Annotated in this window: 11 protein-coding genes and 2 pseudogenes; 5 read left to right on the top strand and 8 right to left on the bottom strand. The window is 51.2% G+C overall.

Annotated features, from left to right (window positions below):
- Position 1 precedes the first annotated feature (1 nt).
- Together cusA and pheP are read left to right on the top strand one after the other, a co-directional pair.
- The gene (gene cusA / locus C7B16_RS03345) at positions 2-3139 is read left to right on the top strand and encodes a Cu(+)/Ag(+) efflux RND transporter permease subunit CusA (protein WP_107179359.1); all 3138 of its coding nucleotides are present in this window, start codon (positions 2-4) and stop codon (positions 3137-3139) included.
- Between the two features lie 244 nt (positions 3140-3383).
- On the top strand, positions 3384-4766 hold the full coding sequence (gene pheP / locus C7B16_RS03340) for a phenylalanine transporter (RefSeq protein WP_000786335.1): 1383 nt from the start codon (positions 3384-3386) through the stop codon (positions 4764-4766).
- Between the two features lie 96 nt (positions 4767-4862).
- Here the strand turns inward: pheP and ybdG are convergent, their stop codons facing one another.
- The 5 genes from ybdG to C7B16_RS03315 all read right to left on the bottom strand — a co-directional run bounded on the left by ybdG (position 4863) and on the right by C7B16_RS03315 (position 8829).
- Positions 4863-6110 (bottom strand): mechanosensitive ion channel YbdG, encoded by a 1248-nt coding sequence (gene ybdG, locus C7B16_RS03335; protein WP_001153127.1) that lies wholly within the window; start codon positions 6108-6110, stop codon positions 4863-4865.
- A 107-nt stretch (positions 6111-6217) separates the two neighbouring features.
- On the bottom strand, positions 6218-6871 hold the full coding sequence (gene nfsB / locus C7B16_RS03330; protein WP_001515940.1) for an oxygen-insensitive NAD(P)H nitroreductase: 654 nt from the start codon (positions 6869-6871) through the stop codon (positions 6218-6220).
- A gap of 92 nt (positions 6872-6963) precedes the next feature.
- Positions 6964-7332, bottom strand: a complete 369-nt coding sequence (locus tag C7B16_RS03325; protein WP_000360970.1) for an MmcQ/YjbR family DNA-binding protein — start codon at positions 7330-7332, stop codon at positions 6964-6966.
- A gap of 64 nt (positions 7333-7396) precedes the next feature.
- Positions 7397-7645 (bottom strand): DUF1158 domain-containing protein, encoded by a 249-nt coding sequence (locus C7B16_RS03320; RefSeq protein WP_000682506.1) that lies wholly within the window; start codon positions 7643-7645, stop codon positions 7397-7399.
- Positions 7646-7710: 65 nt separating this feature from the next.
- Positions 7711-8829 carry a YbdK family carboxylate-amine ligase gene (locus C7B16_RS03315; protein WP_000056358.1) on the bottom strand — a complete coding sequence of 373 codons (1119 nt, stop codon included), beginning with the start codon at positions 8827-8829 and terminating at the stop codon, positions 7711-7713.
- A 58-nt stretch (positions 8830-8887) separates the two neighbouring features.
- On the opposite strand from C7B16_RS03315, the gene C7B16_RS24765 reads away from it, so the two are divergent.
- Positions 8888-9049 (top strand): hypothetical protein, encoded by a 162-nt coding sequence (locus C7B16_RS24765; protein WP_061090776.1) that lies wholly within the window; start codon positions 8888-8890, stop codon positions 9047-9049.
- On the opposite strand, the pseudogene C7B16_RS25590 reads toward C7B16_RS24765, so the two are convergent.
- Positions 9042-9309: pseudogene (locus tag C7B16_RS25590) on the bottom strand (hypothetical protein). The gene C7B16_RS24765 and the pseudogene C7B16_RS25590 sit on opposite strands and share 8 nt — an antisense overlap.
- Here C7B16_RS25590 and C7B16_RS03305 point away from each other — a divergent pair.
- Positions 9242-9427 (top strand): annotated as a pseudogene (locus C7B16_RS03305) (Hok/Gef family protein); the annotation flags it as partial. The pseudogenes C7B16_RS25590 and C7B16_RS03305 sit on opposite strands and share 68 nt — an antisense overlap.
- Before the next feature lie 125 nt (positions 9428-9552).
- Here C7B16_RS03305 and entD read toward each other — a convergent pair.
- The gene (gene entD / locus C7B16_RS03300) at positions 9553-10173 is read right to left on the bottom strand and encodes an enterobactin synthase subunit EntD (protein WP_077633338.1); all 621 of its coding nucleotides are present in this window, start codon (positions 10171-10173) and stop codon (positions 9553-9555) included.
- Positions 10174-10347: 174 nt separating this feature from the next.
- Positions 10348-12588 carry a siderophore enterobactin receptor FepA gene (fepA, locus tag C7B16_RS03295; RefSeq protein WP_107179358.1) on the bottom strand — a complete coding sequence of 747 codons (2241 nt, stop codon included), beginning with the start codon at positions 12586-12588 and terminating at the stop codon, positions 10348-10350.
- Positions 12589-12832: 244 nt separating this feature from the next.
- Between fepA and fes the strand changes: the two genes are divergently transcribed.
- A complete protein-coding gene (fes, locus tag C7B16_RS03290) occupies positions 12833-14035 on the top strand; it encodes an enterochelin esterase (RefSeq protein WP_107179357.1) in 1203 nt (400 codons plus the stop codon).
- The last annotated feature ends 2 nt before the right edge of the window (positions 14036-14037 follow it).

Here is a 14037-nt window from a genome sequence, read left to right as displayed (position 1 = left end):
AATGATTGAATGGATTATTCGTCGCTCGGTGGCGAACCGTTTTCTGGTGCTGATGGGCGCATTGTTTCTGAGTATCTGGGGCACCTGGACCATTATTAACACGCCAGTGGATGCACTGCCGGATCTCTCCGATGTGCAGGTGATTATTAAAACCAGTTACCCCGGTCAGGCACCACAAATCGTTGAAAATCAGGTCACTTATCCGCTAACCACTACCATGCTGTCGGTGCCGGGCGCGAAGACAGTGCGCGGTTTCTCGCAGTTTGGCGACTCTTATGTGTATGTCATTTTCGAAGATGGCACCGATCCGTACTGGGCGCGCTCGCGGGTGCTGGAGTACCTCAACCAGGTGCAGGGTAAGCTGCCTGCGGGTGTCAGTGCCGAGTTGGGGCCAGATGCCACGGGCGTTGGCTGGATTTATGAATACGCGCTGGTGGATCGCAGCGGGAAGCACGATCTGGCTGATTTACGCTCATTGCAGGACTGGTTTCTTAAATATGAGCTAAAAACCATCCCCAATGTTGCGGAAGTGGCATCGGTGGGCGGTGTGGTAAAAGAGTATCAGGTAGTTATCGATCCTCAGCGCCTGGCGCAATATGGCATCAGTCTCGCAGAAGTGAAAAGTGCGCTGGATGCCTCAAACCAGGAAGCAGGCGGTTCGTCGATTGAACTGGCGGAAGCAGAGTATATGGTACGTGCCAGTGGCTATCTGCAAACGCTCGACGACTTTAATCACATCGTTTTAAAAGCCAGTGAAAATGGTGTTCCCGTTTATCTGCGTGATGTAGCGAAGGTTCAGGTTGGGCCGGAAATGCGCCGGGGTATTGCGGAGCTGAACGGCGAAGGCGAAGTGGCGGGTGGGGTCGTTATCCTGCGCTCCGGCAAAAACGCCCGTGAAGTTATTGCCGCCGTGAAGGACAAACTGGAAACGCTGAAAAGCAGCCTGCCGGAAGGCGTGGAGATAGTTACAACATACGATCGCAGCCAGCTTATTGACCGCGCTATCGACAATCTCAGCGGCAAGCTGCTGGAAGAGTTTATTGTGGTGGCGGTAGTCTGTGCGCTGTTCCTCTGGCATGTGCGCTCGGCGCTGGTGGCGATTATTTCGTTGCCGCTGGGGTTGTGTATTGCTTTTATTGTCATGCACTTTCAGGGGCTGAACGCCAATATTATGTCGCTGGGCGGTATTGCGATTGCCGTCGGGGCGATGGTCGATGCCGCTATCGTCATGATCGAGAATGCCCATAAACGGTTGGAAGAGTGGCAGCATCAGCATCCTGACGCCCCGCTGGATAATAAAACACGCTGGCAGGTGATCACCGATGCTTCTGTTGAAGTAGGGCCAGCGCTGTTTATCAGTTTGCTGATTATTACGTTGTCGTTTATCCCGATCTTCACCCTTGAAGGACAGGAAGGGCGTTTGTTTGGTCCACTGGCGTTCACTAAAACCTATGCGATGGCGGGGGCTGCGCTGCTGGCGATCGTGGTGATCCCGATCCTGATGGGTTACTGGATCCGTGGCAAAATTCCGCCAGAAAGCAGTAATCCGCTCAACCGTTTTTTGATTCGGATTTACCATCCGCTGTTGCTGAAAGTATTGCACTGGCCAAAAACCACACTGCTGGTGGCGGCGCTTTCGGTGCTGACGGTAATCTGGCCGCTCAATAAAGTTGGCGGCGAATTTTTACCGCAGATCAATGAAGGGGACTTGCTGTATATGCCTTCGACGCTACCGGGGATTTCCGCGGCGGAAGCGGCGAGTATGCTGCAAAAAACTGACAAGCTGATCATGAGCGTGCCGGAAGTGGCGCGGGTATTTGGCAAGACCGGGAAAGCGGAAACGGCAACTGATTCTGCTCCGCTGGAGATGGTAGAAACGACCATTCAACTTAAGCCGCAGGATCAGTGGCGGCCAGGTATGACGATGGACAAAATCATCGAAGAGCTGGATAACACAGTGCGGCTGCCGGGGCTGGCAAATCTGTGGGTGCCGCCAATCCGTAACCGTATCGATATGCTCTCGACCGGTATTAAAAGTCCCATCGGGATTAAGGTTTCCGGCAACGTGCTGGCGGATATCGACGCGATGGCGGAACAAATCGAAGAAGTGGCACGAACGGTGCCAGGCGTGGCTTCTGCGCTTGCCGAACGCCTGGAAGGTGGGCGCTATATCAACGTTGAGATTAACCGCGAAAAAGCCGCGCGTTACGGTATGACGGTGGCGGATGTGCAGTTGTTTGTGACATCCGCAGTGGGCGGAGCGATGGTTGGCGAAACGGTGGAAGGGATTGCTCGTTACCCGATTAATCTGCGTTATCCACAAAGCTGGCGCGACAGCCCGCAGGCGCTGCGACAGCTACCGATTCTGACGCCGATGAAACAGCAAATCACCCTTGCTGACGTTGCTGACGTCAAAGTCTCTGGCGGACCGTCAATGCTGAAAACCGAGAATGCGCGACCGACGAGCTGGATTTATATCGACGCTCGCGACCGTGACATGGTGTCGGTGGTTCACGATCTGCAAAAAACGATTGCCGAGAAAGTGCAGTTGAAACCGGGCACTAGTGTGGCGTTCTCCGGGCAGTTCGAGTTACTGGAGCGCGCGAACCATAAGCTGAAACTCATGGTGCCGATGACGTTGATGATCATTTTCGTGCTGTTATATCTGGCGTTCCGTCGCGTAGGCGAAGCGTTGTTGATTATCAGTAGTGTACCGTTTGCGCTGGTGGGCGGTATCTGGTTCCTGTGGTGGATGGGCTTTCATCTTTCCGTGGCAACGGGCACCGGTTTTATCGCTCTCGCCGGAGTCGCTGCCGAGTTTGGTGTGGTGATGTTGATGTATTTACGTCACGCCATAGAGGCAGAGCCGTCGCTGGATAATCCGCAAACCTTTAGTGAACAGAAGCTGGATGAGGCGTTGTATCACGGCGCGGTACTGCGCGTGCGCCCGAAAGCGATGACGGTGGCGGTGATTATCGCTGGTCTGCTGCCGATTCTGTGGGGAACAGGGGCGGGTTCCGAAGTGATGAGTCGCATCGCTGCGCCGATGATTGGTGGTATGATCACCGCACCGTTGCTGTCGCTGTTTATTATCCCGGCGGCGTATAAGTTGATGTGGCTGCACCGTCATCGGGTTTAGGCAAAATTGCCTGATGCGCTATGCCTTATCAGGCCTACAGCGTGAATTATAATTTATTGAATTTGCACGTTTCTGTAGGCCAAATAAGGCGTTAACACCTTATTTGGCAATAACAGAGTACTTTTTGTCGGCAATTTGCATAAGAAAAGGATACCCGGTTTAACTGTGTGGATTGTGTCTTGCGACGACCAGCACTAAATGTTAAAAGATGCCCCTCATTAAAAAAGACACACAGGGGAAAGGCGTGAAAAACGCGTCAACCGTATCGGAAGATACCGCGTCGAATCAAGAGCCGACGCTTCATCGGGGATTACATAACCGTCATATTCAACTGATTGCGCTGGGCGGTGCAATTGGTACTGGTCTGTTTCTTGGCATTGGCCCGGCGATTCAGATGGCGGGGCCGGCCGTGTTGCTGGGCTACGGCGTCGCCGGGATCATCGCTTTCCTGATTATGCGCCAGCTTGGCGAGATGGTGGTTGAGGAGCCGGTTTCCGGTTCGTTTGCCCACTTTGCTTATAAATACTGGGGACCGTTTGCAGGCTTCCTTTCCGGCTGGAACTATTGGGTAATGTTCGTGCTGGTGGGAATGGCAGAGCTGACCGCTGCGGGCATCTATATGCAGTACTGGTTCCCGGATGTTCCTACGTGGGTCTGGGCCGCCGCCTTCTTTATTATCATCAACGCCGTTAACCTGGTGAACGTGCGCTTGTATGGCGAAACCGAGTTCTGGTTTGCGCTGATTAAAGTGCTGGCGATTATCGGCATGATCGGTTTTGGTCTGTGGCTGCTGTTTTCTGGTCACGGTGGCGAGAAAGCCAGTATCGATAACCTCTGGCGCTTTGGTGGTTTCTTTGCCACTGGCTGGAACGGGCTGATTTTGTCGCTGGCGGTGATCATGTTCTCCTTCGGCGGCCTGGAGCTGATTGGGATCACTGCCGCTGAAGCGCGCGATCCGGAAAAAAGCATCCCGAAGGCGGTAAATCAGGTGGTTTATCGTATCTTGCTGTTTTATATCGGTTCGCTGGTGGTATTACTGGCGCTCTACCCGTGGGTGGAAGTGAAATCTAACAGTAGCCCGTTTGTGATGATTTTCCATAACCTCGACAGCAACGTGGTGGCTTCTGCGCTGAACTTCGTCATTCTGGTGGCATCGCTGTCAGTGTATAACAGCGGGGTTTACTCTAACAGCCGGATGCTGTTTGGCCTTTCCGTCCAGGGTAACGCACCGAAGTTCCTTACCCGTGTTAGCCGTCGCGGCGTGCCGATCAACTCGCTGATGCTTTCCGGGGCGATCACCTCACTGGTGGTGTTGATCAACTATCTGTTGCCGCAAAAAGCGTTTGGTTTGCTGATGGCACTGGTGGTGGCAACCTTGCTGTTGAACTGGATTATGATCTGCCTGGCGCATCTGCGTTTTCGTGCAGCGATGCGACGTCAGGGACGTGAAACACAGTTTAAGGCGCTGCTCTATCCGTTTGGCAACTATCTTTGCATTGCCTTCCTCGGCATGATTTTGCTGTTGATGTGCACGATGGATGATATGCGCTTGTCGGCAATTTTGCTGCCGGTGTGGATTGTGTTCCTGTTTGTGGCGTTTAAAACACTGCGCCGGAAAGCGAAATAATAGTGTAGGTCGGATAAGGCGTTCACGCCGCATCCGACAAAATGATGTCAACAATTTGAAGCCGCTCTCATCCATTCGATGAGAGCGGTTTTTTAATTACTGCTTAAATGCTTCTGCCAGGGAGCGAATATCATTGCTGGTTGGTGACTGATGAAGTCGCAGACCAAACTCTTCGACGATGGCAAATATGTGGTCGAATATATCAGCCTGAATGCTTTCATATTCCAGCCACACCACAGTATTAGTAAACGCATAGATCTCAAGCGGTAAACCATTATCGCCGGGAGCTAACTGGCGCACCATTAAGGTCATATCTTTACGAATCCGCGGATGATTGCGTAGATATTCGTTCAGATAGGCGCGAAACGTTCCAATATTGGTCATTCGGCGCAGGTTTAATACTGACTCCGTAGAACCTTGCTGGCGATTCCACTCGTTAATTTCCTGATGGCGGCTGGTTAAATAGGGTTTCAACAAATGCGCTTTATTCAGCCGCTGCATTTCGGTTTCATCAAGAAAACGAATACTGGTGACATCAATACTGATGCTGCGTTTAATACGTCGACCGCCAGAGGCTGACATCCCGCTCCAGTTTTTAAAGGAGTCGGATACTAACGACCAGGTGGGAATAGTGGTAATGGTATTATCCCAGTTACGCACTTTGACGGTAGTTAAGCCGATATCGATCACTGAGCCATCCGCGCCGTATTTTGGCATCTCCAGCCAGTCGCCCAGTTTCAACATATCGTTCGCGGAAAGCTGAATCCCTGCAACCAGACCAAGAATCGGATCTTTAAACACCAACATCAGTACGGCAGCCATCGCGCCAAGACCACTGATCAGAATTGCCGGTGACTGACCAATCAGCAGTGAGATCATTAATATGCCGACCAGAATCGCGCCGATCAGTTTGATCCCCTGAAATATCCCTTTTAACGGCAACTGTTTTGCCGCCGGGAATTTCTGAGCCAGATTTAAAATAACATCCAGCAGGGAGAAGACTGAAAGCAGCGCATACATCATGATCCACAACTGCGCACAGGTGGTCAGGATATCAGCCGCTTCGGTGCCTTTTTGCAGCCAGAATACCGCCTGAATATTGACGATAATCCCCTGCAGGGTAAAAGCTAAACGGTGGAAGAGTTTATTCTGGGTAATGATTTGCAACCACAGCCGTGAGCTGGCGATGGCGCGTTTTTCGAAGGTACGCAGTACCACCCAGTGCAAAATAATATGCACTATTACGGCGGTCAGAAAAATAATACCGAAAATCATCACCATTGAAGTGGTGTGATCGATCTCAATACCCGCTAAATCTTCAACCTGGGATATTAAATCCTGCATAACGTCTCCTTTATACAACAGCGGCCTATGATGACGGGTGAAAGGAGGTTATGCAAATAAGTAAAATCTGAGGATAAATAGCCGGGCGGATGCCCGGCAAGGGAGAATTACACTTCGGTTAAAGTGATACTTTGTGGCAGACGAGATTTCGGCAGGGTAGCGTTAAAATCTTCGACGCTATGATGACCCACCGGAACGATCACCAGACTGGTGTAGCCTTTCTCTTTCAGACCAAATTCTTCATCGAGGATCGCGGCGTCAAAACCTTCGATTGGCACCGCGTCCAGACCCAGTGCCGCAACGCCCAGCAGGAAATTACCGACGTTGAGATATACCTGTTTTGCCATCCACTCTGCATCATCTTGCAGATCTTTACGGTGCATATCCGCGAAGAATTTGCGGCCTTTATCGTTCGCGGCTTTCGCTTCCGGCGTGGCAAAGCGGCCATCAGCATCTTCCTGGTCAACAACCAGCTTCAGCCAGGCATCGTCCATTGCGGTTTTCGCGCAGAACACCACGACGTGCGAGGCATCAAGTATTTTACGTTCGTTGAACACGTAATTATCGGCAGCGGATTTGGCGACACGCGCTTTGCCTTCTTCAGTGCTGGCAACGATAAAATGCCACGGCTGGGAGTTGGTGCTGGAAGGGCTGTATTGCAGCAGGGTTTTGATCTGCTCCGCCTGTTCTGGGGTAAGTTTTTTGTTGGCATCGAATGCCTTAGTGGAATGACGCTTTAAGGCGACAGAAATAATATCCATAAAGACTCCTTGTGAAAGACATTTGTGTGCCAGCAGATTACAAGGATCGAAGTAAAATGGTAAGCGAGAAAAATTCTCTATAGATTTACGTTTTAGCCTGGGCGCAGTCTTTTTTGATCGCGTTTGGCTAAGCCATCAACCACTAAATTCCATGAATCGTTGATCAGATCGCGAAGTAACGCTTCGGAGATTTCCTTGCCGGGATACACCGAAATCCAGTGCTTTTTATTCATGTGATATCCAGGCTTAATGTTCGGATATATCTGCTGATTTAACAGGGATTTTTGTGGATCGGACTTCAGATTTATGAAGGGGACGCCGCGCAGTTCTGACGACAGCATAAAAATCTTGCCGCCAATTTTAAAAACATCAAACTCCGGGCCAAACGGCCAGCAAAGCTCGACGAAAGGCAGCTCAAGCGCCAGGCGTTTCGCCGTTTCAAGCAGTGATTGCTTATCCATAAACTTTCCTTAAGGCGAAGGAGAATAAGCAAAGTATGCCGCGAACCGCGGCGATAATCGATGTTTAATCCGCCAGCGAGAACCAGCGTCGCCAGATAAATCTAAGAATAAAATATTCAATAGCGCCCAGCACTAAAAACCACAGACAAAATAACAAAGTGTAAAGCTGACTCAGATCCATCAGATGGAACGTGGCCATCAGTTTCTGTGCCAGCGTCAGCCCCAGCGCGGGGGCGGGCAGCAGCAGGCAAGAGAGGAAAGCCATCAACAAAATGCCTGCTGCGGCGGTCAAGGTTTCTAAAGGATGTTTCATAACATTGTTAAATGTAAGTTAAAACACCATTGTCAGGGATATTCTTCTGTAAGGCAATTCCCGACTTAGTCTCCGGCCCAAATCTCACAATGCTTTTTCACCAGCCCAATCAGCGAGCCGCCATCGGCAACGAAATCACGCATCAACTGTGCTTCATTCAGACCGCTGGCGACCTGGCGATGTAGGGCCTCAACCGCACTCGACGCACCAATTTTATGCGCAGAAGGGGCGATTTTTTCCAGCAATCGTAAGGTGTCTTCTGTTAGTGGCCGACGATCGCCGGTGTGTGGATCGGTAACAACGCCTTCTAGACCATAGCGGCAGGCCTGGAAACGGTTGAACTTATACAGCAGATAATCCTTTTCCTGATGCTTAAAAGGGCGTTCCGTCAGCAGCCAGTGAGCGGTGGACTGAATCAATCCCGCCATATTTATCGCATGGCTAAGGGTTAACGGAGTATCCATCACCCGAACTTCTACTGTGCCAAAATGAGGGCTGGGGCGAATATCCCAGTGCAAATCTTTAATGCTGTCGATCATCGTGGTGTAACTCAGGCAGCGAAACAGGGCTTCGAATTGCTGCCAGTTACTGACCCACGGCATCGGGCCATTATCGGGAAAGGCGGAAAAGATATTTGGCCGTGAGGAGACAAAATGGGTATCTGTTCCCTGCATATACGGCGACGCGGCAGAAAGGGCGATAAAGTGCGGCACAAAGCGCGATAAGCCGTGTAGCAAATAAATGGCGTCATCGCCACTGGCGCAGCCAACGTGAACATGCTGACCAAAAACAGTCGCCTGCTGAATGAGATAACCAAAGTGTTCCAGCGTCCGCTGATAGCGTGCGTTATCGCACACCTCCTGACGCTGCCATTTCTGAAATGGGTGCGTACCGCCACCGCAAATTTCCAGATGATTCTCCGCCGCAGCTTGCAGAACGACTTTCTGCATCGCTGAAAATTGCCCGGCAGCCTGGTTGATATCACGGCAAACACCAGTTGCCAGTTCCAGCATACTTTCGGTGATATCGTGCTTCACTTCCCCGGCGCTAATCTCACTTTTTACCGCATCAATTAGCGTTGAAGAGTCCTGACTAAGATCGTAGCCCGGCGGATTAACCACCTGCATTTCCAGCTCAATACCGAGGGTAAAAGGTTCAGAAATATGAAAATCGGGTAATGACATAGGTTTCTCTTATGTGGGCGTTTTCGTTTCAGTATAGAAGTGGGCGCGGCTGGGCGAGATGCGGAAGTTCTGGAATGTTTCTTTTTTTGGTGATGATGAACCGATTGCTACTGAAGCAATTTGGCTACTTTTGCAATGTGACAAGTTATGGCTGAGCTGGCTGGTGGCGAAGAATTTTGACGATTGGGGCGTACAGAAAAACTGGCTCAGCTTCAGTTGATCTGATGAATTGTGGAAAGCCCGAAACAGGATTGGCTGTATAAACAAACAGTTATTTTGCTAAGGAAGGGTAAGATAACCGCGGGTGCCTGAAGCTTTCCGGTTTCAGGTTTACTCTGAGGTCTGGAAAGATGAAGCCCAGGAGATATTTCTATCAACCCTGGGGCTACCTACCCAAACCTGAACAATTTGGATGCTAGTCCCTTCTTCGCATGGAGGCAATATAAACACGCTGACGAAATATGCCCTTGTGGCAGTCATAGTACTGTGTTTGACGGTACTGGGATTTACGCTTCTGGTCGGAGACTCGCTGTGTGAGTTCACCGTAAAGGAACGTAATATTGAGTTTAAGGCTGTTCTCGCTTACGAACCGAAGAAATCGCCGCTGTGCGGGGAGAAATCCCTGCATATCCGGTTGTCAGGTCAGGAATGGTAGGGCACCTGCTTTACACTTTCGTCCGCGCTCAGTGATGGCTGCGGGCGAGCCACAGCAAGAGTTATCCATTAATCGTGTTGGCACAGCGTTATGATGTGTTTTCCTCTTATCTGCCAGTGCACAGCAAACATCTCGTCCTCCCAACGAATAATGATTCGCTGTTTATTCCAGTTAACCACCTGATAATTTAGAAATCCTGCGTCGGTCTGTATCTTGCTTGCCTTAAATGCACTCTCTTTTGCTGAAAATGCCAGTGTAAGTGCCACAGGGAAAGGTAAATTGCAGCCTGTAATAAACTCGCGTTCAGTGGGGGTAATGATGTTATCTGTCAATTCTCTGGCTGTGTGTGCAGAAAAAATTTCTTCGATATCCACACCAATCGGTTGGTGAGAGACGATTGCTATAGCCGTATCCCCGCAGTGACTAATACTGCCGTATAAGCCCGTAGGCCAAAGTGGTTGGCGATGTTCACCGATTGCGGGCACACATTTATAGCCATATCCCCGCAACGCATGAACAGCAGCAATCCGTCCAGCTAAATGTTCGGCTTTGCGTTTACGTCCGGCATGTTGCAGTTGTGCGTAATGCGGCAGCCAGAACAAATCCTGCTCGTGAAAACTTGCAGGATCGAACTCAACAATGTGCAGCGTATGTCCGGCAAAGGGAAGGGAGGTATGCGTGGTTTTCATTTCGCCCATATTAGAGACTGATGACAAACGCAAAACTGCTTGATGCGCTACGCTTATCAGGCCTACGTGGTTCTGCAATATATTTGAATTGGCAAGATTTTGTAGGCCGGATAAGTCGTTCACGCCGCATCCGGCATGAACGACACGCCCTTTGTCAACAATCTGACGTTAGTATCAGAAGTGAGTATTAATGCTCATATACCATGTCCGTCCTGGTTCGTTATAGGTATACGCGCCAGCACCTGCGATATAGTTCGCACCGGCAAGATCACCCGTGGTCTGGGCATTCCCTTCACGCCACAAACGCTTGTCGAACAGGTTATCCACGCCGCCAGTCAGACTGACGTTCTTCGTCACGTCCCAGGTCGCACTCAGGCCAACAATACTGTACGGGCTAATCTCTTTGGTTTCCGGGCCAACCGCTGGCTGGCCTTTGTAGTTATATTTCTTCGGCTGCTGTTTGCCATACCAGGTGAAGGTGGTTTGCATCGACAAATCTTCCCGCGCCTGCCAGCTCAGCGTTGAGTTCAACGTATATTCCGGGATGATCGACAAACGGTCTCCCGTGGTTTTGTTTTCACTCTTCAGCATATAAGTGATGTTGTTGGTCCACATCACCGTCTCGCTAACCGGCACGTTTAACGATCCTTCCAGACCTTCAACCACCGCTTTCGGCACGTTATCCCACTGATAGAGATCGGTGCCTGCCGTATTTTTCCCTACAGCCACATAGCCCGCTTCAATCTTGTTGCGATAGTCGTTACGGAACCAGGTCACGCCCGCCAGCCAGCCGTCGCGTTTGAATTCCAGACCAATCTCTTTGTTGATGCTGGTTTCTGCTTTCAGGTCATCGTTACCTTGTAGATAGCAGCCGCCTGCGCTGGCATAGCAGCCCTGACCTTTACTGTAGAGAATGTAGTTCGGGTTAGTCTGATACAGGCTCGGCGCTTTATAGGCGCGTGCGATACCCATTTTCAGCGTGAAGTCATCGCCTAAGCCTTGCGATACGTTTAACGCCGGGCTCCAGTTATTACCGACAATGCTGTGATGATCGAAACGCAGCCCCGGCGTTACGATGGTGCTGTCGGTCAGTTCTATATTGTCTTCTGCAAACAGCGAGAAAATTTCTGCTTTTGAATATGGGCTACGGTCGGTGGCACTCACACCATCAATAGCACCGCCGGTATTCGTTCCGGTCAGCGCCTGGGTGTTGGAACTCAAGTCCTTCATCCGCTGCTGATTCCACTCCGTACCCAGCGTCAGCGTCTGGTTAACGAAGAAATCAATCGGCAGGTTAACTTCGCTATGCAGCATCACGTCATCGAGATCGATATCGACGAAATCCTGCGTCGCTTTTTCGTTAAATTTTCCTTCGGTGCCGCCCGCCAGACCTTCCGGGATACGCGAGTTACGGGTGTGTTCATACTGCACCCAGTTGCTGGTGGTCACGCCGTTATCCCAGCCGCCGTTCCAGGTCAGCGAGTAGTTCTGGCGATAGAGACGGTTGGTTTCATCGCCGTATTTAGAGCGAGTGTAAGCGTCAGAGTTGGTGTTCTGGGTATCGCCCGCATACAGGTTGCCCTGGCGGCTGTAACCTGCTTCCAGTTCCAGCGATTGCAGCGGTGCGAAGTCCCAGCGAACTACGCCGTTAATGTCTTTGTTGATCACCCCTTCGCGCCCGGCTGGTAGGGTAGTTGCATAGGTTCCTGCACGTGCGGACTGATGACCTTTGTTAATATCCCACGCGTCGGCCTGCGTTTTGTCGAGGTTGCCGTACAAACGGAAGCTGAACGCGTCGCCCAGTGGACCGGTGAGGCTGAAGTTGGTGCGTTTGGTGGCACCTTCCTCTTTATGTTCAGGGGCATTGAAATAAGCATCCCAGGAACCGTGCCACTCGCCACTGCCTTTTTTGGTGATGATGTTAACCACGCCACCTGCCGCACCGTTACCGTAACGGGCCGCCGCCGGACCACGCAAAACTTCAATACGTTCGATCATCTCAGGTGGCACCCAGGAGGTATCGCCACGGGTATCACGCTCACCGCGCCAGCCCTGACGCACCGAGTTGCGGCTGCTGACCGGTTTACCGTCAATCAAAATAAGGGTGTTTTCCGGACCCATGCCGCGAATATCAATCTGGCGGTTATTACCGCGCTGACCGCTGGTGGAGTTACCCGTCAGGTTTACGCCTGGCATGGTACGGATGATTTCCGATACATCGCGGGCCACCGGGTTTTTGCGGATTTCATCTGCGGTGATGGTCGAAACGCCGGGAGCCTGCAAGTTCTGTTCGGCGGCGGTCACGACAATGGTATCGTCCTGTGAAACAGGGGTATCGGTTGGCTCTTGTGCCTGCGCTACTCCATAAATCCCCAGATTGACCAACAAGGCCAGGGAATGAATCTTCTTGTTCATTGTTTTTTTTCCTGCATTTTTGCCACGAATTCCAACGGTCTAAAGAGACGTAAGCTGGATTGATGTCGCCCGTCACTGCGAAAACCTTTGATTCCTGAAAGACACGCAGTGCAGTTGGTTAATTAATGCCCGCGCTTGACATAGCGCGCCAATACGCTATTGCAAATGCAAATAGTTATCAATAATATTATCAATATATTTCTGTAATCAATGAAAAAATTCACAATAAACATAAGGTTATGATGTGACGGCGTTAAAGGTGGGAAGTGATAGCTGGTGGCAGTCGAAACATGGCCCGCAATGGCAGCGTCTTAATGACGAAATGTATCAGGTCACTTTCTGGTGGCGTGACCCACAAGGTTCTGAAGAACGCTCAGCGATAAAGCGCGTATGGGTCTATATCACTGGTGTTACCGATCATCATCAGAACAGCCAGCCCCAGTCGATGCAACGCATAGCAGGCACCGATGTCTGGCAGTGGACGACACAACTTAATGCCAACTGGCGCGGCAGCTACTGTTTTATTCCCACCGAACGTGCTGACATTTTTTCTACACCATCACCAGATCGCCTCGAATTACGCGAGGGATGGCAAAAATTACTCCCTCAGGCGATAGCCGATCCGCTGAATCCGCAAAGCTGGAAAGGAGGGCGAGGGCACGCTGTTTCCGCACTCGAAATGCCGCAAGCGCCCCTGCAACCTGGTTGGGATTGCCGGAAAACGCCAGAAAATTCAGCCAGGGAAATTACCTGGAGAAGTGAACGGCTGGGAAATTCACGCCGTGTATGGGTTTTTACCACCGGCGATGTACCAGCCGAAGAGCGTCCGTTAGCCATTCTGCTCGATGGTGAATTTTGGGCGCAAAGCATGCCCGTCTGGTCGCCGCTGACTTCGTTGACCCGCCGTCAGCAACTTCCACCTGCTGTGTATGTGTTGATCGATGCCATCGACACCGCGCACCGTGCACGCGAACTTCCGTGTAATGCTGATTTCTGGCTGGCAGTACAGCAAGAGTTATTACCCCTGGTGAAAGCCATTACCCCTTTCAGCGATCGTGCTGATCGTACCGTGGTCGCCGGGCAAAGTTTTGGCGGCCTTTCAGCACTGTATGCCGGACTGCACTGGCCTGAACGTTTTGGCTGTGTATTAAGCCAGTCGGGATCGTACTGGTGGCCGCATCGGAGTGGGCAGCCGGAGGGGCAACTGATCGAACAGCTTAAATCAGGCGATGTTAGTGCTGAAGGCTTGCGCATAGTGCTGGAGGCCGGGATTCGCGAACCGGTGATTATGCGAGCTAACCAGGCGCTGTATGCACAATTACAGACCACACAACAATCCATTTTCTGGCGTCAGGTTGACGGCGGACATGATGCGCTTTGTTGGCGCGGCGGTTTGATGCAGGGGCTAATCGACCTCTGGCAACCGCTTTTCCATGACAGGAGTTGAAT

The sequence above is a fragment of the Escherichia sp. 20412-1 genome (genome assembly GCF_003027595.1).
Classification (GTDB): domain Bacteria; phylum Pseudomonadota; class Gammaproteobacteria; order Enterobacterales; family Enterobacteriaceae; genus Escherichia; species Escherichia marmotae.
Note: the sequence above shows the minus strand (reverse complement) of the source record. Positions and strands in the feature narration are given on the sequence as shown.